Below are 18,097 nucleotides of genomic sequence, written 5' to 3'. Positions count from 1 at the left end.
CCCTCTAAACCTCCTACGCTACTGGCTGTAAACTCCCCAACGGCCGCCCACGTCGGGCCCTGCGAGCCACCGAGTTCGACATGACCCGCACCCACGAAATCCGCCCCGACCTGGACGAAGGCATCGACCGCAAGGTGCTGGCCCAGTTACGCGCGCGATTTCTGGCCCTGAACGAAGGCCGCATGGCCCGGGCCGTTGAAGGGCTGACGCCGCGCCAGCAAAGCGTATTGACGCTGCTGCCGCTGTTTTTCCACGTCAATCACCCGCTGCTGCCGGGCTATGTGTCGGGCAGTACGCCGGCTGGCCTGTCGAATTTTGAACCCGATGCGCAAGCCCTGGCCGAGGCCCAGCGCCTGACCCGCACGTTTTCCTACAAGCCTCGGCACGGCAACCCGCCACGCCCGATTCACGGCCTGTTCCTGATGGGCAGCCTGGGTACGCTGGCCCAGGCCGATCAAAGTGACATGGACGTGTGGGTCTGCCACGCCGCCGACCTCAGCGAAAACGAGCTGGCCGAGCTGCGCAAAAAATGCCAATTGCTGGAAACCTGGGCCCTGAGCATGGGCGCCGAGGCGCACTTCTTCCTGATCGAACCGACGCGGTTCATGCAGGGCGAGCGTGACACTCAACTGAGCTCCGAAGACTGCGGCACCAGCCAGCATTACCTGTTGCTGGACGAGTTCTACCGCACCGCCATCTGGCTCGCCGGGCGCACGCCGATCTGGTGGCTGGTGCCGGTGTATGAAGAAACCCGCTACACCGAGTTCACCCATGCGCTGATCTCCAAGCGTTTTATCCGCGCCGATGAAACCCTCGACCTGGGCCACCTCGCCCACATCCCGCCCGGTGAATTTATCGGCGCCGGCCTGTGGCAATTGTTCAAAGGCATCGAATCGCCCTACAAGTCGGTACTCAAACTCCTGCTGACCGAGGTCTACGCCAGCGAGCACCCGAAGGTGCAATGCCTGAGCCTGCGCTTCAAGCGTGCCGTGTTTGCCAACCAGATGGACCTGGACGAGCTGGACCCATACATCGTGGTCTACCGCCGGATCGAGGAATACCTCAAGGCCCGCAACGAGCCGGAACGCCTGGAACTGGTGCGGCGCGCCCTGTACCTGAAGGTCAACCGCAAGCTCACGGCAGGCCAACGCACCGACCGCTGGCAGCGCTTCCTGCTGGAACGGCTGGCCAATGAGTGGGGTTGGGACCAGCGCCAACTGGCCCTGCTGGACAGCCGCAGCCAATGGAAAGTCCGCCAGGTGGCCTCCGAGCGCCGGGCGCTGGTCAACGAGCTGAACTACAGCTACCGCTTCCTGACTCAGTTTGCCCGCACCGAACAGACCGTCAGCCTGATCAACAAGCGCGACCTCAACGTGCTCGGCCGACGGCTCTACGCGGCGTTCGAGCGCAAGGCCGGCAAGGTCGAGTTCATCAACCCCGGCATTGCCCCGGACCTGGCCGAAGACACCCTGACCCTGGTGCAGTCGCCCAACCGCAAAGAACCCGGCCAGCATCATTGGGGCCTGTACAACGGCAGCCTCACCGCGCTGGAATGGGAGCACTTTGCGCCGATCAAGCGCAGCCGCGACCTGCTGGAGATGCTCACCTGGTGCCACCGCAACGGCGTGATCGACAGCAGCACCCGCCTGGCTCTGCACCCCGGCACCAGCGACATGACCGAGTTCGAGCTGTTCAACCTGCTGGGCAGCCTGCAACAGACAGTCGTCCTGCCCCTGGCCAGCGTCGATGAAGATCGCCTGCTGCGCTCAGCGGTGCCCGAGGAGGTGCTGCTGCTGATCAACGTAGGCGTCGACCCGCTCAAGCACCACCGCGACCTGAACATCCTGATGACCACCGAGCGCACCGACTCCCTGAGTTACGCGGGCGTGCGGGAGAACCTGGTGCTGACCCTGGACCAGGTCACCGTCAACAGCTGGAACGAGGTGATGGTCAGCCGCTACGACGGCCCCCACGCGCTGCTCGACTGCCTGCGGGATTACCTCAATCAATTGCCGGCCGACCACTTGCCGCGGTTGCGGGTGCGCTGCTTCTGCCACAACCGCGCGCAATTCATTGCTCAGCGCGTGGAAGAAATCTTCGACACCGCGCAAAACCTGCTGCTGGGCCAGGAGAACCACCGCTATCTGGTGCAAGTGCAACAGCACTACCACGTGATGGAGCTGACGCCCGGCCAAGCCAACCACGTGTCGTTGGCGACCCAGGACGCGCTGATCGCCTACCTCAGCGAAGAACAGGCCGGCTACAGCCCGCTGCACCTGGACAGCATGGCCCTGGAAGACCATGACCTGGCGCTGCTGCTGCCCATGGGCCTGCCCGATTGCGTGCAGGTGTTCTACCGGATCAACGACGGGGTTGCCGAGCTGTACGTGCTGGATGAATTCAACGCGCTCTGGCAGCAGCGCCTGCCGTTTCACGACGAGCAAAGCCTGTTGGTGCCTTTGCAGCGTTTCCTGCAATCGATCATTTATCGCCGCGACGCGCTAATGCCGCTGGACCCGCACCAGCCGCTCGGCGCGGTGCAACTCCTGTATTACCAGCTATTGCCGTCCGGCAGCGGCCGCGCACGCCGGGCCGAACCGCGCCCTGCGCCGCAAACCCCGGCCAACAAGCCGTTCTACGACGTGCAGGCGATTATCGGCAAGGCAGCACCGGGCCAGGTGGGTATCACCTTGTACTGCAATCAACGGGAGTTTTCCGAGCTGGAATTTGGCGACCAACTGTTTGCGGTGGTCGCCCAGGAAATCGTCGGGCAGCGCCAGGAGGCCGAGCGCTACCGCTGCTACATCACCGATCTGGACCTGTCCGGCCTGCTCGGTGATGTTCAAAGCCCGAGCAATCTGTACCTGCGCTACAAGGCTGATCTGGAACTGGCGCTCAATGAGGCGCTGAACCAGGTTTAAAGCGGCCCGGCTTAAAGAGAGAACGCGCCGCCGTCTTTTGGCTGGCCTTCAACACTGAGCAATTCAAGCTTGAGGGTCTTGCCACCCGGTGCGGGCCAGTCGATGTGCTGGCCGACTTGCAGGCCCAGCAACGCGCTGCCCACCGGCGCCAGGATCGAGATTTTGCCTTCGTCGGCGTTCGCGTCCTTGGGGTAGACCAGGGTCAGGTGATAGTCCTTGCCGCTGCCTTGCTCACGGCAATGCACGCTGGAGTTCATGGTCACGACAGTTGCAGGCACTTCATCGTGGCCAACCACTTCTTCGGCGCGATCGAGTTCGTGTTGCAGGGCTTCAACGCCCGGCGATGCCTCGCCGACACGGTCGATCAGTTGCTCAAGACGCTGCACGTCAAGACGGGTGAGGATGATGGAAGGTGCGGTCATGATTCAGGCAGACTCCTTTTTTCTGCACAAAAAAGCAAAACCCCGCCAGGAAAAGGCGGGGTTCTCACGGACCTCGATGAGTTGAGGTGTACCCGGACACTACCACAGCACAATAAATAAACAAGACGGCCTCAGGCGCAGGCCTTGCGCTGCTCGGCCTGGGCGACGATCACGCGGCGCCGCGCATCATCGGCAGAGCGCCATTCACGGATGTCTTCCACGTGGCGGAAGCAACCGAGGCAGACTTTGTGCTCATCCAGCCGACATAAACTGATACAAGGTGACGGCACCGCCGGGCTGACATTGCTGAACAGCGGCTTGGGCGGGCGTATGGGTGCGGGCTGCGTCACGATCAGATCTCGTCGAAGTCCAGCTCGACGCCGGCTTGTTCCTGGGTGAGGCGCGCGAGCATTTCGCTCAGCAGCTCATCGGTGGTGTCGTGGGTCCAGCGATTTTCTTCCTCATCGTAATCGAAGTGAAAACCACCGGAACGCGCCGCCAGCCAGAGCTGACGCAGAGGCTCCTGGCGGCTGAAAATCAGCTGGGTGCCATTTTCAAACTTGACGGTCAGCACACCGGCCGAGTTCTCCAGGTCCACATCCAGACCGCTGTCGTCGAAAATATCCTCCAGCGCTTGCTGGGTCGAATCCACCAGGTCGTGAAAACGGGCTTCGGTCAAACTCATTGTGGGAACCTCGAAAAGTGTCTGGTCTCGCTCAAGCGCCGCACAATACGGACGCACCATCATGATTGCAAAGGATACCGATTTCATTACCCGAAGCCGTGTGAATTATCCTCGATTGATGTAAGCGCAATCGCGACACACTCGGCAAAGCCCCGCCGGACGGGTATTGCGGCGCATAGGCAATCTGGTGGGTCGTCGGTATACTCGGGCGCAATTAATGCATATTCAAGGATTTCGCCATGAAGCGCCTGATCTCTTCCCTTGCTGCGCTCGTCGCGGTCGCTTGCCTCGTTAGTGCCTGTGGTCAAAAAGGCCCGCTGTACCTGCCCGATGACAGCAAAGACCCGAATGAACAGGCGCAATCGTCGCAGACCAAAGCGCACAAGCACGACACTTACTAAGGGAACACCATGGACGCTTTTAACTACCGGGACGGCGAGCTGTTCGCGGAAGGTGTCGCGCTGTCCGCCATTGCCGAGCGCTTTGGTACCCCGACCTACGTGTATTCCCGTGCCCACATCGAAGCGCAATACCGCTCCTTTGCCGATGCGCTGGAAGGCACGCCGAGCCTGGTGTGCTTCGCCGTAAAAGCCAACTCCAACCTGGGCGTGCTCAATGTCCTGGCGCGCCTTGGCGCCGGTTTCGACATTGTGTCCCGGGGCGAGCTTGAGCGTGTACTGGCCGCCGGCGGCAAGGCTGACAAGATCGTGTTCTCCGGCGTCGGCAAGAGTCGCGAAGACATGCGCCGCGCACTGGAAGTGGGCGTGCACTGCTTCAACGTCGAATCCACCGACGAGCTGGAGCGCCTGCAAGTGGTGGCCGCCGAGATGGGCGTTCGCGCGCCGATCTCCCTGCGGGTCAACCCGGACGTGGACGCCGGCACTCACCCGTACATTTCCACCGGTCTCAAAGAGAACAAGTTCGGCATCGCCATTGCCGACGCCGAGGACGTGTACATCCGCGCCGCCCAGTTGCCGAACCTGGAAGTCTTGGGCGTCGACTGCCATATCGGCTCGCAACTCACCAGCCTGCCACCGTTTCTCGATGCCCTCGACCGCCTGCTGGCGCTGATCGACCGCCTCGGCGAATGCGGCATCTACCTGCACCACATCGACCTCGGTGGTGGCGTGGGCGTGCGCTATCGCGATGAAGAGCCGCCGCTGGTTTCCGATTACATCAAGGCCGTGCGCGAGCGCACCGAAGGCCGCGACCTGACGCTGATGTTCGAGCCGGGCCGCTACATCGTCGCCAACGCCGGCCTGTTGCTGACCCAGGTCGAGTACCTCAAGCACACCGAGCACAAGGATTTCGCCATCGTCGACGCGGCGATGAACGACCTGATCCGCCCGGCGCTGTACCAGGCCTGGATGGACGTGACGGCCGTCAAGCCACGTGCTGGTGAAGGCCGCACGTACGACGTCGTCGGCCCGATCTGCGAAACCGGCGACTTCCTGGCCAAGGAACGTCAGCTGGCCCTGGAAGAAGGCGACCTGCTGGCCGTGCACTCGGCCGGTGCCTACGGGTTTGTCATGAGTTCCAACTACAACACCCGCGGGCGTACCGCCGAGGTGCTGGTGGACGGTGATCAAGCGTTTGAAGTGCGTCGCCGCGAGACGGTAGCCGAGTTGTTTGCTGGCGAAAGCCTGCTGCCGGAGTAAGGTCATGCTGCTGCGTTTTACCAAGATGCACGGGCTGGGCAACGACTTCATGGTCCTCGACCTGGTCAGCCAGCACGCGCACATCCTGCCCAAGCACGCCAAGCTGTGGGGCGACCGTCACACCGGCGTCGGCTTCGACCAGTTGCTGCTGGTGGAAGCACCGAGCAACCCGGAAGTGGATTTCCGTTACCGGATCTTCAACTCCGACGGCTCCGAAGTGGAACAGTGCGGCAACGGTGCCCGCTGTTTCGCCCGCTTCGTGCTGGACAAGCGCCTGACCGCCAAGCGGCAGATTCGCGTCGAGACCAAAAGCGGCATCATCGAGCTGGATATTCGCAGCGACGGCCAGATCGGCGTCAACATGGGCGCCCCACGGCTGGTGCCGGCGGACATTCCGTTCCAGGCCACCGAGCAGGCGCTGAGCTACCCGGTGGACGTGGACGGCAAGACCGTCAACCTGGCCGCCGTGTCCATGGGCAACCCCCACGCCGTGCTGCGGGTGGATGACATCAACAGCGCACCGGTTCATGAACTGGGGCCGAAGATCGAAAACCACCCGCGCTTTCCGGCGCGGGTTAATGTGGGTTTCCTGCAGGTCATCGACCGTTCCCGTGCGCAGTTGCGCGTCTGGGAACGCGGTGCCGGTGAAACCCAGGCCTGCGGCACCGGTGCTTGCGCCGCTGCCGTAGCCGCGATCAGCCAGGGGTGGATGGATTCGCCACTGCTGATCGACCTGCCCGGCGGACGTTTGTCCATCGAATGGGCAGGCCCCGGCCATCCGGTGAAAATGACCGGCCCGGCCACCCGCGTCTACGAAGGACAGGTCCGTCTATGAGTGAGCAAATCTAATGACTGATAAGCCTCAAGTACCCGCGAAAGCATCCCCAAGCGAAAGTCTGGAGGCCGCAGCCGTTGCGGCGTATCTGGAGGCTAATCCGGACTTCTTCGTCGAACACGAAGAACTGCTGCCGGCCCTGCGCATTCCCCACCAGCGCGGCGACACCGTGTCGCTGGTGGAGCGGCAGATGAAGATCCTGCGCGAGCGCAATATCGAAATGCGCCATCGGCTCTCGCAGCTGATGGACGTGGCTCGCGACAATGACCGCCTGTTCGACAAGACCCGCCGCCTGGTCCTGACCCTGATGGACGCCGCCAGCCTGGAAGAAGCGGTGATTGCCGTGGAAGACAGCCTGCGCCAGGACTTCCAGGTGCCCTTTGTCAGCCTGATCCTGTTCAGCGACAACCCGATGCCGGTGGGTCGCTGGGTCAGTGGCAGCGACGCCCAGACTGCCATTGGCGGGCTGCTGTCCGAAGGCAAGACCATCAGCGGCACCCTGCGTGAGCACGAGCTGGACTTCCTGTTTGGCGCCGAGCAGCGCCAGCAGATCGGCTCTACCGCCGTGGTCGCCCTCAGTCATCAAGGCTTGCATGGCGTGTTGGCCATCGCCAGCCGCGATCCACAGCACTACAAAAGTTCGGTGGGCACGCTGTTCCTGAGCTATATCGCCGAAGTGCTGGGCCGCGTCCTGCCACGCTTCACCACCGCCCTGCGCGCGGTGCGCTAGCCATGGAACGACAACTGGACGCCTACTGCGCTCACCTGCGCAGCGAGCGCCAGGTGTCGCCGCATACCCTGGAAGCCTACCGACGGGACTTGAACAAGGTCCTGGCGTTCTGCGAGAAACATCACATCAGCAGCTGGAAGGCCCTGGACATCCAGGGCTTGCGCAGCCTGATCGCCCGACTGCACCAGCAAGGCCAATCCTCCCGCAGCCTGGCACGCCTGCTGTCGGCGGTGCGCGGCCTCTATCACTACCTGAACCGCGAAGGCCTGTGCGACCACGACCCGGCCAACGGCCTGGCGCCGCCCAAGGGCGAACGCCGCCTGCCCAAGACCCTCGACACGGATCGCGCCCTGCAATTGCTCGATGGCGCCGTGGAAGATGACTTCCTGGCCCATCGCGACCAGGCGATTCTCGAACTGTTCTATTCCTCGGGCCTGCGCCTGTCGGAGCTGACCGGGCTAAACCTCGATCAACTGGACCTGGCGGATGGCCTGGTGCAGGTGCTCGGCAAAGGCAGCAAGACCCGCGTATTGCCGGTGGGCAGGAAGGCCCGCGAAGCCCTGCTGCTGTGGCTGCCCCTGCGCGCCCTGGCCAACCCGGCGGATGACGCCGTGTTTATCAGCCAGCAAGGCCGGCGGCTCGGGCCACGGGCCATTCAGGTACGGGTCAAGGCCGCCGGCGAGCGCGAACTGGGGCAAAACCTGCACCCGCACATGCTGCGGCACTCTTTTGCCAGCCACTTGCTGGAGTCGTCCCAGGACCTGCGCGCGGTGCAGGAGTTGCTGGGTCACTCGGACATCAAGACCACCCAGATCTACACCCACCTGGACTTCCAGCACCTGGCAACGGTGTACGACAGCGCCCATCCACGGGCCAAACGCATTAAGGGCAGTGACTCATGAGCATCAAGCTGATCACCTTCGACCTGGACGACACGCTCTGGGATAACGTGCCAGTCATCATCAGCGCCGAGGCGTCGATGCGCGAGTGGCTGGCGACCCATGCCACCAAGGTGGGCGACTTGCCCCTGGAGAAATTCGCCAGCCTTCGCCAGCAGGTTCTGGAGCGGCATCCCGAACTCAAATATCGCATCAGCGTGTTGCGCCACAAGGTGCTGCAGCACGCCTTCGAGGAGGCCGGATACCCGTTGCCGGAAGCGGCGCAGATGGCGGATGTGTGCTTTGAAGCGTTCATCCACGCGCGCCACCAGCTCACGGTGTTTCCCGAGGCCGAGCCGATGTTGCAAGCGTTGCGCCGCGACTATCTGCTGGGCGTGATCACCAACGGCAACGCCGATGTGCAGCGTGTGGGGCTGGCGGACTACTTCCACTTTGCACTGCGGGCTGAAGACATCGGTATCGCCAAGCCGGATGCACGGTTGTTCCAGGAAGCCTTGCAGCGCGGTGGCGTAGAGCCGGGCGCGGCAGTGCACGTCGGGGATCATCCCGGGGATGACATTGCCGGTGCGCAGCAGGCGGGGCTGCGGGCGGTGTGGTTCAACCCAGCGGGCAAGGCCTGGGAAGCGCAAAAGCGCCCGGACGCCGAGATTCGCAGCCTGACTGAATTGCCAGCTCTCCTCGCCCGCTGGAACGCATAACCTGATGATGAAGGGCTTTTGTGGCGAGGGAGCTTGCTCCCGTTGGGCTGCGAAGCGGCCCCTGAACCAGCCACGACGGCCTTTCTGAAAGACCGCGTCGACCCAACCAGGAGGCGCTTCGCGCCCCAACGGGAGCAAGCTCCCTCGCCACACACACTCTTCAGTATCAGCCCCAACGCTTTTGTTTCACCCATGAAAAAGCCCGCAGCGACGGCGGGCTTTTTCAGCAAGCAAACAGCAGGCCTTAGATAGGCCGGCTGCCGTACTTGTTATCAGGCTTCTTCGGTGGATCTGCCACCACGTTAGCCTCGACTTCCTGCACTTTGCCGCCTTTAGCGAGGAACTCTTCCATCGCACGGGCCAGCGCATCGCGCTCTTTGTTCTTGGCTTCTACGCTCGGCAGTTCGTCAACCGACACCGCAGCCTTGGCCTTGCCCTTGGCTGCCGGGACCGGTGCATCGTCGCCACCGTCGTCGTCAGCCACGTCTTCGGCAGCCGCCTCAAGACCTTCTTCGGTTTCGTCGTCGTCGCCTACTTCGAGGTCGTCGTTTTCCAGATCATCGTCGCTCATGTTCTACCTCATGACTTGCGAAAAGCAGATTAGTTATAGCCCAGCTTCGCCACCTGTCGACGGCGGCCGGAAAAAAATCAACATCCACCGGTTAACCAGTGGCTTATGCCCCATCACCGTGCAAGGTGGCGAGGACTTTACGAGCACCGCCATGATCACGGTGCTCGCCCAGATAAACACCTTGCCAGGTTCCCATCGCCAAGCGGCCGGCCCTTACCGGCAAACTCAGCTGGCAGCCCAGGAGACTGGCCTTGAAGTGCGCCGGCAGATCATCCGGACCTTCGTCGTTGTGTTCATATCCCGCCGTGCCTTGCGGCACCAGCGCATTGAAAAAACGCTCGAAGTCACGGCGAACCGCCGGGTCGGCATTCTCGTTGACCGTCAACGAGGCCGAGGTGTGCTGCAGCCACAAATGCAACAGGCCCACCCGACAGGCCTTCAATTCAGGCAGGCCGGCGAGCAACTCGTCCGTTACCAGATGAAAGCCCCGGGGCTTGGCCCGCAGGGTTATCAGGGTCTGTTGCCACATACAGTTCTCCGCCCATCGGCGCGCATTCTAGCGCGCTCAGGGAAAAAACAAAGTGCCGAATACGCCTACATGCCTGTAAGACATTCGCACACAGAAAAGTGCGGTGTGGATCCCATCACAAAGTCGCCAAAAAACCCATACACCTTTAGCCACAGACAAACCCCAGGCAAAAAAATGCCCGGCAAGCCGGGCATCTTTTTTTCGCGTACTTACAAGTTGTAGCCGCGTTCGTTGTGTTGCGCCAGGTCGAGGCCGACAGCCTCTTCCTCTTCGGTCACCCGCAGGCCCATCACCACGTCCAGCACCTTGAGGATGATGTACGTCACGATAGCGGTGTAGATGACGGTGAAGCCGACGCCTTTGGCCTGAACCCAGACCTGTGCGGCGATATCGGTGGTCGCGGCGTTGAAGCCACCCATCGACGGTGCAGCGAACACGCCAGTCAGGATCGCGCCGAGGATACCGCCGATACCGTGCACGCCGAAGGCGTCCAGGGAGTCGTCGTAGCCCAGTTTGCGTTTCAGGGTAGTGGCGCAGAAGAAGCACACCACACCGGCAGCCAGGCCGATCACCAGGGCGCCCATCGGGCCCACGGTGCCAGCGGCTGGAGTGATTGCCACCAGGCCCGCAACCACACCCGAGGCGATGCCCAGAGCGCTTGGCTTACCGTGGGTGACCCACTCGGCGAACATCCAGCCCAGCGCCGCCGCAGCGGTAGCGATCTGGGTCACCAGCATCGCCATGCCGGCAGTGCCGTTGGCCGCAGCAGCGGAACCGGCGTTGAAGCCGAACCAGCCGACCCACAGCATGGCCGCGCCCACCAGGGTGTAACCGAGGTTATGCGGTGCCATTGGGGTGGTTGGGAAGCCTTTACGCTTGCCGAGTACCAGGCACGCTACCAGGCCGGCCACACCGGCGTTGATGTGCACCACGGTGCCGCCTGCGAAGTCCAGTACGCCCCAGTCGCCCAGCAACGAACCCGGACCGCCCCATACCATGTGGGCAATCGGTGCGTAGACCAGGGTGAACCAGACGCCCATGAAGATCAGCATCGCGGAGAACTTCATACGCTCGGCGAACGCACCGACGATCAGCGCCGGGGTGATGATCGCGAAGGTCATCTGGAAGGTCACGAACACCGCCTCAGGGAACAACGCCGCCGGGCCGGTGATGCTGGCCGGGGTCACACCCGAGAGGAACAGTTTGGACAAGCCACCCACAAACGAGTTGAGGTTGACGACGCCTGCTTCCATACCGGTGGTGTCGAACGCCATACTGTAGCCGTAGACGAACCACAGGATGGTGATCAGGCCGGTGATGGCGAAGCACTGCATCATCACGGAAAGAATGTTTTTGGAACGAACCATGCCGCCGTAGAACAGCGCGAGGCCTGGAATGGTCATGAACAGCACCAGCGCGGTCGACGTGAGCATCCACGCGGTGTCGCCGGAATTGAGGACTGGAGCAGGTACTGGGTCCGCCGCCATGGCCAGGGCCGGCATTACGAGGGACAACAGGGCTCCTAGCCCTGCGAATTTACGCAGAGTCATATTGTTTTCTCCTGGGGCGTTGGGGTTTGGCGGCTTAGATTGCGTCGGTATCGGTTTCGCCGGTACGGATGCGAATAGCCTGTTCCAGATTGACCACGAAGATCTTGCCGTCACCGATTTTGCCGGTGTTGGCGGCCTTGGTTATCGCCTCGATAACCCGGTCAAGATCCTTGTCGTCAATGGCGACATCAATCTTCACCTTTGGCAGGAAATCGACCACGTATTCCGCGCCGCGATACAGCTCGGTGTGACCCTTCTGCCGACCGAAGCCTTTGACCTCAGTGACGGTAATGCCCTGCACGCCGATCTCGGACAGTGACTCGCGTACATCGTCCAACTTGAACGGCTTGATGATGGCAGTGACTAGCTTCATGAAAACTCTCTCCCGAATTGGTGGACTTGCCCCAGGAAAACAAACCCGTCTCAAGTCTAAGCGCAGTGCCTGGCTTTGTAACGCTTCGTCGCCTTGGCATTTGCCATTGCGACGCTCGCTAACCACTGGTGACGAAACATGTACCGCTGGTCCGTCGGCGCACTGCATCGTCACAGCGACTGCATCAGTGCATGGGTCATGAACGTCTAAGCAGAAAGCTTGCCAGCTCCGTAAAAATCACTGAAATCAGTCCTTTGTTCGCTTGCGGCCACCCACCGGGCGCCATTGCCGCGAAGATACGCACGAAAACGGTGCGCGACCGCCCGGCCCCATGCGCGAAAAGCGTGCGCCTGTGGTGGCGAAAAAGACTATAGACGCTGCGTGATACACTGCCGGCCAACAGATTTTCCGGACTATTTCCCATGCTCGCGCCCAAAGACCTCCTCGACGCCCTGAGCGGCCACGCCTCCCGCCTGTTCAGCAGCGACACACCGCTGCCGCGCAACGAAATTGAAAGCCAGTTCAAGGCTCTGCTGCAGAGCGGTTTCAGCAAGCTGGACCTGGTAAGCCGGGAAGAGTTTGATAGCCAGATGGTGGTGCTGGCGCGCACTCGGGCGCGGTTGGAAAGCCTTGAGGCCAAGGTGGCGGAGCTGGAAGCGCGATTGGCGCCGGCCGCCGAATAAACAGGCCCAACCGGGGCAGGTTTCGCCTGTCCCCGTTAAACCGTTGCAGCCATCAGCTCACCCGCTGATACCCGCCAACAACCCCCTTCTTCGACAACACCCACTGCCACAGCTGGATATCCCGCGCGCGAAACGCTCCTGCACACGACAGCAGGTAATAGCGCCACATCCGGTAGAAGCGCTGGCCAAAGGTGTCGGCGAAATCCGGCCACGCCAGTTCGAAGTTTTCGCACCAGGCCATCAGCGTCTTGTCATAGTCGGCGCCAAAGTTGTGCAAATCCTCGGCAACAAATAATCCGTCCATGGCGTCGCCGATCTGCCCGATCGAGGGCAAATCACCGTTTGGAAAGATGTATTTGTCGATCCACGGGTCCGGCGTGCTGTTGCGCTGGTTCTTGCCGATGGTGTGCAGCAGGAACAGCCCCTCGTCTTTCAGGCAGCGGTTGGCAACCTCCATATACGCCCGATGATTCTTGCGACCCACGTGCTCGAACATGCCGACGCTGGCGATATGGTCGAATTGCTCGTCGATATCCCGATAATCCTGGAGCCGAAACTCGATCGGCAGATGGGCGTACTTGGCGCGGCCCCACTCCGCCTGCTCCTTGGAGATGGTCACACCGACACACTCCACACCGTAGTGCTCGGCGGCATGGCTCATGAAACTGCCCCAGCCACAGCCGATATCCAGCACGCGCATGCCCGGCTTGAGCCCCAGCTTTTTACAGATCAGGTCCAGCTTGGCGAACTGCGCCTGTTCCAGGGTGGTGGCGTCTTTCCAGTAGCCGCAGGTGTAGGTCATGCGCGAGTCGAGCATGCGCGCGTAAAAGTCATTGCCGAGGTCGTAGTGCGCTTCGCCGACTTGCCAGGCACGCTTCTTGTTTTGCAGGTTCAGCCATCGGGAGCTGAACGCGTGAAACAACAAGGTGGCCGGGTTGGCCTGGTCAATCACGCCGGAGCGCATGAGCCGGTAGAAAAACTCATCCAGCGCCTCGGCGTCCCAGCCGCCGTCCATATAATCTTCGCCAAGCCCCAGGTTTCCCTTGGCCAGGGCCAGGTCGAACGTGGCACTGTGGTGCAGCTGCATATCCGCAGCCGACGGTCCGTTGACCTCGATCTGCGCCTGCGCCAGCAACTCCTTAACGAAGCGCGCTCCCTGAGACATCTCATCAGAACCGGAAAAAGAATGACGCGTTTTGTTAAGCACAATTGCTCTCCAGAAATAGCGTTGCCTTTGATTCATACACTGCGAGAAATCTGGCCATGGAAGCGTCTGGAAAGGCCCTTCGGGCCTCACCGGGAACGCTGGCTGGGAACAGATGTAACAAATCTTATCCAGCCAATTTTTAAAGATATAATGAATTAATATTATGAAAACCATGCAAAATTGGAATGCAAGATGGACATCCGGGCGCTCCGTTATTTTGTAGAAGTCGTAGACCAGCAGAGCTTCACCAAGGCCGCCACCAAACTGCACCTGACCCAGCCAACGGTCAGCAAAATGGTGCAGCAACTGGAGTCGAGCCTTGGCCTGAAACTGCTGGACCGTATGGGCAAACGTTTCACCCTGACGGACGCCGGGGAGATTGTGCTCAAGCGCGCCAAGGAAATGATCGCGCTGCACGATGAGATGACCGTGGAGCTGCAAGACCTGCAGCAGGTCGGGCGCGGGGCCCTGCGCATGGGGCTTTCGCCTTCCACCCACCTCGCCCTGGCGCCGATCTTTGCGGAATACCACGCCCGCTACCCGAAGATCGAACTGAAACTGTTCGAGAGCGGCGGCAACATCACCATTCAGGACCTGCGCCAAGGCACCCTGGAGTTCGGCACCATTCTGGACTCACCGCGCGTGGCGGATATCTGGTCCGAATTCGAATCCATGCCCTTGTTCGAATCACCACTGTGCCTGCTCGCGCCCCACGACTCGCCCTGGCAAGGCCGCAGCTCGGTGGAACTGAGCGAGCTGCACGCCTGCGAATTCATCTTTTACGATGACACCTTCACCCTGAACCAGTTTGTTCTCGATGCCTGTGCCCAAGCCGGTTTTGAGCCGCGCATCAGCGGCCGTAGCAGCCAATGGGACTTTATCGCCTCCCTGGTACGGTTGGGCGTGGGCATCACCCTGCTGCCCCGGGCGTTCTGCGAAACCCTCGACGCCAGCCAGTTCAGCATCGCGGAAATACAGTCGCCGGCCCTGAACTGGAGGCTGATGCTGGCGTGGCGTCGGCAGTGCAAGCTGTCGTTTGCGGCGCAGGCGTGGCTGACGTTGGCGAAAGAGTTTCTGTGTGTGCCGCCGACGGACCAGTAGCCCGATACGTTCTGTAAAACCTCCCCGCCGCGCTCCGCCAGCGCTGAACTACCCTTGAAAAACCGCAGGAAGCGGCCACTCATTTCAAGGATCGAGCATGTCCCTCGCCATCGTCCACAGCCGCGCCCAGATTGGCGTTGAAGCCCCCGCCGTCACTGTCGAGGTGCACATGGCCAACGGCTTGCCATCGCTGACGCTGGTGGGCCTGCCGGAAACCGCGGTCAAGGAAAGCAAGGACCGCGTGCGCAGCGCCATTCTCAATTCTGCGCTGCAATACCCGTCCCGCCGCATCACCCTCAACCTCGCGCCCGCCGACCTGCCCAAGGACGGCGGGCGTTTTGATTTGGCGATTGCCCTGGGGATTCTCGCCGCCAGCGTGCAGGTGCCGACATTGACCCTCGATAACGTGGAATGCCTGGGCGAGCTGGCGCTGTCCGGCGAGGTGCGTGCGGTGAAAGGTGTGTTGCCGGCAGCCCTGGCGGCGCGCAAGGCCGGGCGCACCTTGATCGTGCCCCGGGCCAATGCCGAGGAAGCCTGCCTTGCCTCGGGGTTGAAGGTGATTGCCGTGGACCATCTGCTGCAAGTGGTAACGCACTTGAACGGTCACGTGCCGATCGAGCCCTTTGTTTCCAGTGGCCTGATGTATTTGAACAAACCCTACCCCGACCTGAGTGAAGTGCAGGGCCAACTGGCGGCCAAGCGTGCGCTGTTGATCGCTGCGGCGGGCGCCCACAACCTGTTGCTCAGCGGGCCGCCGGGCACCGGCAAGACCTTGCTCGCCAGCCGTCTGCCGGGGTTGTTGCCACCCTTGAGCGAACAGGAAGCGCTGGAGGTGGCGGCGATTCAGTCGGTGATCAGCCTGGCGCCGCTGAGCCATTGGCCGCACCGGCCGTTTCGTCAGCCGCACCATTCGGCATCCGGCCCTGCGCTGGTGGGCGGTGGTTCGAAACCGCAGCCGGGGGAAATCACCCTTGCCCATCACGGCGTGCTGTTTCTTGATGAGCTGCCGGAGTTTGATCGCAAGGTTTTGGAAGTGCTGCGTGAACCACTGGAATCCGGGCATATCGTGATTTCCCGCGCCCGCGACCGGGTGAGTTTCCCGGCGCGCTTTCAGTTGGTAGCGGCGATGAACCCCTGCCCTTGCGGCTACGTGGGCGAGCCGAGCGGGCGCTGCCGCTGCACGCCGGAGCAGATCCAGCGCTATCGCAACAAACTCTCGGGGCCGCTGCTGGACCGGATTGACTTGCACGTGACCGTCGCCCGGGAAAGCACCGCGCTGAACCCGGGCACACAGTCCGGTGATGACACCGCCAGCGCGTCCGTGCTCGTCGCCGAGGCCCGGGAGCGCCAGCAACGGCGCCAGGGCTGCGCCAACGCCTTTCTCGACCTGCCGGGGCTACGCCAGCACTGCAAACTGAAAAAGGCTGATGAAGGCTGGCTGGAGAGCGCGTGCGAACGGCTGACGCTGTCGCTGCGGGCGGCTCATCGCTTGCTCAAGGTTGCCCGTACCCTCGCCGACCTCGAACAGGTGGAGGCCATCGCCCGTCATCATCTGGCAGAAGCCTTGCAATACCGGCCCGCTAGCGCGTCTTAGGCAACGCCAGGAGCAAGGCCGCCACTTCCATCACTTCATCCATCACCGCTTCAGCCGACTCAACGGAGGGCTTGAGCATCAAGTCATCGGCATAACCCATGGCCACGGCGAACAGCTGCCGCGCGGCGCGTTTGGGCGACTCACAGCGGAACACCTTGGCCGCCACACCTTGCTCGATGATCTGCGCGAGCATGGCTTGCCACTGGGCGTTGATCACCAGGTAAGCCTGGGCCAGTGGCTCGTCGTGCATGGCTTCGTCCCAGGCATCCAGCCACAACGCCCACCCGGCCTCTGCCGTGGAGGGCAGGCAGTCACGCAGGAAACCTTCGAGGGCTTGCAGCGGTGGCAGGCCTTCCAGTGGCGCCCGCACCTCGTCCAGTTGCTCGTTGGCAAATCGCACAAACGCTTCGCGGCGCAGGTCTTTCCAGTCGCTGAAGTAGTGATAGACGTGGCTGCGGGACAGCCCGGCATGCTCCGCCAGGTCGCGGGTGGAAACATCGGCGAAGCCCTTGCTGCGAAACAGCTCCAGGGCGGCGGCGATGATCTGGTCTTTACGGTCGATACGCGACATGAGGCTTTTCCTTCAGGCACCGGCAGATCGACGGCGCTTGCTTTTTGAGCGGTCGCTCAATAATAGCGTTTATCTCACTCTCGGTGCACCCCATGTCATCCGTAACACCCCAGATCCTGATCGAAGAAAGCAAAAAGATCGGGCAACAATCCGCCAGCCAAACGCTCAAGGCGATCGCCAAGGCTTATCCCGGCAAGCTGTTCTGCACCTTGTCGCTGGTGGCGCTGGAGAACGCATTGCTGCTGGCCTACCCACTGTTTGCCGGGTTTGCGGTGGACTCGATCATCCGCGGCGACGCCGGTAGCGCGCTGTTCTACGCCGCCGTGGTGCTGGCGTTCTGGGTGGTCGGCGCGGCGCGACGGGCGTTGGATACGCGCACGTTTACCCGCATTTACGCGGACCTCGCGGTGCCGGTGATTCTCAACCAGCGCCTGCAAAAGCACAGCACCTCGCGGGCGGCGGCACGGGTGGTGTTGGCGCGGGACTTTGTCGACTTCTTCGAAAAGCACGTGCCGATCATCGCGACGGCGCTGGTGTCGATCGTCGGTGCGGCAGTGATGTTGTTGGTGATTGAGCCGTGGATCGGCCTGGCGTGCCTGACCGCGCTGGTGCTGTGCACCACCCTGCTGCCACGCTTTGCCCGACGCAATCAGGAACTGCACGAACGCTTGAATGACCGCCTGGAAAAGGAAATCGGCCTGGTGGAAAAGGTCGGCGCGCAGACCTTGCAGCGTCACTACCAGGTGCTGTCGCGCCTGCGCATCTGGCTGTCGGACCGCGAGGCCGCAGCGTTCCTGTTTATCGGCACGCTGGCGGCGCTGCTGTTTGTGGTCGCCATCAGCCAATTGGCGCTGTCGCCGGCGGTCAAGGCCGGCCACGTGTATGCGGTGATGACTTACCTGTGGACCTTTGTCAGCAGCCTGGATGAAGCGCCAGGGATGGTCGATCAACTGGCGCGGCTCAAGGACATTGGCAAGCGTGTGGACCCGGGATTGGGCGACCGATCCGACGTTTGAGGCGTCGGGTCGGCCGTCATCGCGGGCAAGCCCGGCTCCCACAGTGGACCGCGT

20 protein-coding genes are annotated in these 18,097 nt (G+C 62.1%); 11 read left to right on the top strand and 9 right to left on the bottom strand.

Annotated features, from left to right (window positions below; translation table 11 throughout):
• Positions 1 to 80 precede the first annotated feature (80 nt).
• Complete coding sequence (locus HKK54_RS11625) at positions 81 to 2,921, top strand: class I adenylate cyclase (protein ID WP_169386848.1); 2,841 nt, start codon at positions 81 to 83, stop codon at positions 2,919 to 2,921.
• A gap of 11 nt (positions 2,922 to 2,932) precedes the next feature.
• Here HKK54_RS11625 and rnk read toward each other — a convergent pair whose 3' ends face one another.
• From rnk to cyaY, 3 genes are all read right to left on the bottom strand, one after another.
• Complete coding sequence (gene rnk / locus HKK54_RS11620; RefSeq protein ID WP_010168013.1) at positions 2,933 to 3,343, bottom strand: nucleoside diphosphate kinase regulator; 411 nt, start codon at positions 3,341 to 3,343, stop codon at positions 2,933 to 2,935.
• 131 nt (positions 3,344 to 3,474) lie between these two features.
• A complete protein-coding gene (locus HKK54_RS11615; RefSeq protein WP_169386847.1) occupies positions 3,475 to 3,693 on the bottom strand; it encodes a DUF1289 domain-containing protein in 219 nt (72 codons plus the stop codon).
• A gap of 2 nt (positions 3,694 to 3,695) precedes the next feature.
• Complete coding sequence (gene cyaY, locus HKK54_RS11610; protein ID WP_010168017.1) at positions 3,696 to 4,028, bottom strand: iron donor protein CyaY; 333 nt, start codon at positions 4,026 to 4,028, stop codon at positions 3,696 to 3,698.
• A gap of 239 nt (positions 4,029 to 4,267) precedes the next feature.
• Here cyaY and lptM point away from each other — a divergent pair, with 239 nt between their 5' ends.
• From lptM to HKK54_RS11580, 6 genes are read left to right on the top strand one after another with little or no spacing between them, the layout of a single operon-like run.
• Entirely contained in the window at positions 4,268 to 4,429 is a 162-nt protein-coding gene (gene lptM / locus HKK54_RS11605) for an LPS translocon maturation chaperone LptM (RefSeq protein WP_003208801.1), read from the top strand.
• A 9-nt stretch (positions 4,430 to 4,438) separates the two neighbouring features.
• Complete coding sequence (gene lysA / locus HKK54_RS11600; RefSeq protein WP_169386846.1) at positions 4,439 to 5,686, top strand: diaminopimelate decarboxylase; 1,248 nt, start codon at positions 4,439 to 4,441, stop codon at positions 5,684 to 5,686.
• A gap of 4 nt (positions 5,687 to 5,690) precedes the next feature.
• Positions 5,691 to 6,521, top strand: a complete 831-nt coding sequence (dapF, locus tag HKK54_RS11595; RefSeq protein WP_169386845.1) for a diaminopimelate epimerase — start codon at positions 5,691 to 5,693, stop codon at positions 6,519 to 6,521.
• Between the two features lie 13 nt (positions 6,522 to 6,534).
• Positions 6,535 to 7,251: a DUF484 family protein gene (locus tag HKK54_RS11590; protein ID WP_010168025.1), complete on the top strand. Its 717-nt coding sequence runs from the start codon at positions 6,535 to 6,537 to the stop codon at positions 7,249 to 7,251.
• Between the two features lie 2 nt (positions 7,252 to 7,253).
• On the top strand, positions 7,254 to 8,153 hold the full coding sequence (gene xerC, locus HKK54_RS11585) for a tyrosine recombinase XerC (RefSeq protein ID WP_010168027.1): 900 nt from the start codon (positions 7,254 to 7,256) through the stop codon (positions 8,151 to 8,153).
• Positions 8,150 to 8,848, top strand: coding sequence for an HAD family hydrolase (locus tag HKK54_RS11580; RefSeq protein ID WP_169386844.1), 699 nt, complete (start codon positions 8,150 to 8,152; stop codon positions 8,846 to 8,848). Before xerC ends, HKK54_RS11580 begins: the two co-directional genes overlap by 4 nt.
• A 244-nt stretch (positions 8,849 to 9,092) precedes the next feature.
• On the opposite strand, the gene sutA is transcribed toward HKK54_RS11580, so the two are convergent.
• The 4 genes from sutA to glnK all read right to left on the bottom strand — a co-directional run bounded on the left by sutA (position 9,093) and on the right by glnK (position 11,871).
• Positions 9,093 to 9,419, bottom strand: coding sequence for a transcriptional regulator SutA (gene sutA / locus HKK54_RS11575; protein WP_003208791.1), 327 nt, complete (start codon positions 9,417 to 9,419; stop codon positions 9,093 to 9,095).
• A gap of 103 nt (positions 9,420 to 9,522) precedes the next feature.
• Positions 9,523 to 9,948 (bottom strand): secondary thiamine-phosphate synthase enzyme YjbQ, encoded by a 426-nt coding sequence (locus tag HKK54_RS11570; protein WP_003208787.1) that lies wholly within the window; start codon positions 9,946 to 9,948, stop codon positions 9,523 to 9,525.
• Between the two features lie 209 nt (positions 9,949 to 10,157).
• Positions 10,158 to 11,498 carry an ammonium transporter gene (locus HKK54_RS11565; RefSeq protein WP_008439352.1) on the bottom strand — a complete coding sequence of 447 codons (1,341 nt, stop codon included), beginning with the start codon at positions 11,496 to 11,498 and terminating at the stop codon, positions 10,158 to 10,160.
• 34 nt (positions 11,499 to 11,532) lie between these two features.
• Complete coding sequence (glnK, locus tag HKK54_RS11560; RefSeq protein WP_002555808.1) at positions 11,533 to 11,871, bottom strand: P-II family nitrogen regulator; 339 nt, start codon at positions 11,869 to 11,871, stop codon at positions 11,533 to 11,535.
• 422 nt (positions 11,872 to 12,293) lie between these two features.
• On the opposite strand from glnK, the gene HKK54_RS11555 reads away from it, so the two are divergent.
• The gene (locus HKK54_RS11555) at positions 12,294 to 12,554 is read left to right on the top strand and encodes an accessory factor UbiK family protein (RefSeq protein ID WP_010168136.1); all 261 of its coding nucleotides are present in this window, start codon (positions 12,294 to 12,296) and stop codon (positions 12,552 to 12,554) included.
• 52 nt (positions 12,555 to 12,606) lie between these two features.
• Here the strand turns inward: HKK54_RS11555 and cfa are convergent, their stop codons facing one another.
• Positions 12,607 to 13,719, bottom strand: coding sequence for a cyclopropane fatty acyl phospholipid synthase (gene cfa, locus HKK54_RS11550; RefSeq protein ID WP_081480055.1), 1,113 nt, complete (start codon positions 13,717 to 13,719; stop codon positions 12,607 to 12,609).
• Positions 13,720 to 13,953: 234 nt separating this feature from the next.
• Between cfa and HKK54_RS11545 the strand changes: the two genes are divergently transcribed.
• Positions 13,954 to 14,862, top strand: a complete 909-nt coding sequence (locus HKK54_RS11545; protein WP_010168138.1) for a LysR family transcriptional regulator — start codon at positions 13,954 to 13,956, stop codon at positions 14,860 to 14,862.
• Positions 14,863 to 14,959: 97 nt separating this feature from the next.
• Positions 14,960 to 16,456 (top strand): YifB family Mg chelatase-like AAA ATPase, encoded by a 1,497-nt coding sequence (locus HKK54_RS11540; RefSeq protein ID WP_169386843.1) that lies wholly within the window; start codon positions 14,960 to 14,962, stop codon positions 16,454 to 16,456.
• On the opposite strand, the gene HKK54_RS11535 is transcribed toward HKK54_RS11540, so the two are convergent.
• Positions 16,443 to 17,027 (bottom strand): TetR/AcrR family transcriptional regulator, encoded by a 585-nt coding sequence (locus HKK54_RS11535; protein WP_169386842.1) that lies wholly within the window; start codon positions 17,025 to 17,027, stop codon positions 16,443 to 16,445. The two genes, HKK54_RS11540 and HKK54_RS11535, sit on opposite strands and share 14 nt — an antisense overlap.
• A 92-nt stretch (positions 17,028 to 17,119) precedes the next feature.
• On the opposite strand from HKK54_RS11535, the gene HKK54_RS11530 reads away from it, so the two are divergent.
• Positions 17,120 to 18,043 (top strand): ABC transporter six-transmembrane domain-containing protein, encoded by a 924-nt coding sequence (locus HKK54_RS11530; protein WP_178120977.1) that lies wholly within the window; start codon positions 17,120 to 17,122, stop codon positions 18,041 to 18,043.
• Positions 18,044 to 18,097: the final 54 nt, after the last annotated feature.

It is taken from the genome of Pseudomonas sp. ADAK13 (assembly GCF_012935715.1).
Lineage (GTDB): Bacteria > Pseudomonadota > Gammaproteobacteria > Pseudomonadales > Pseudomonadaceae > Aquipseudomonas.
This window is presented reverse-complemented; position numbering and strand designations above follow the sequence as displayed.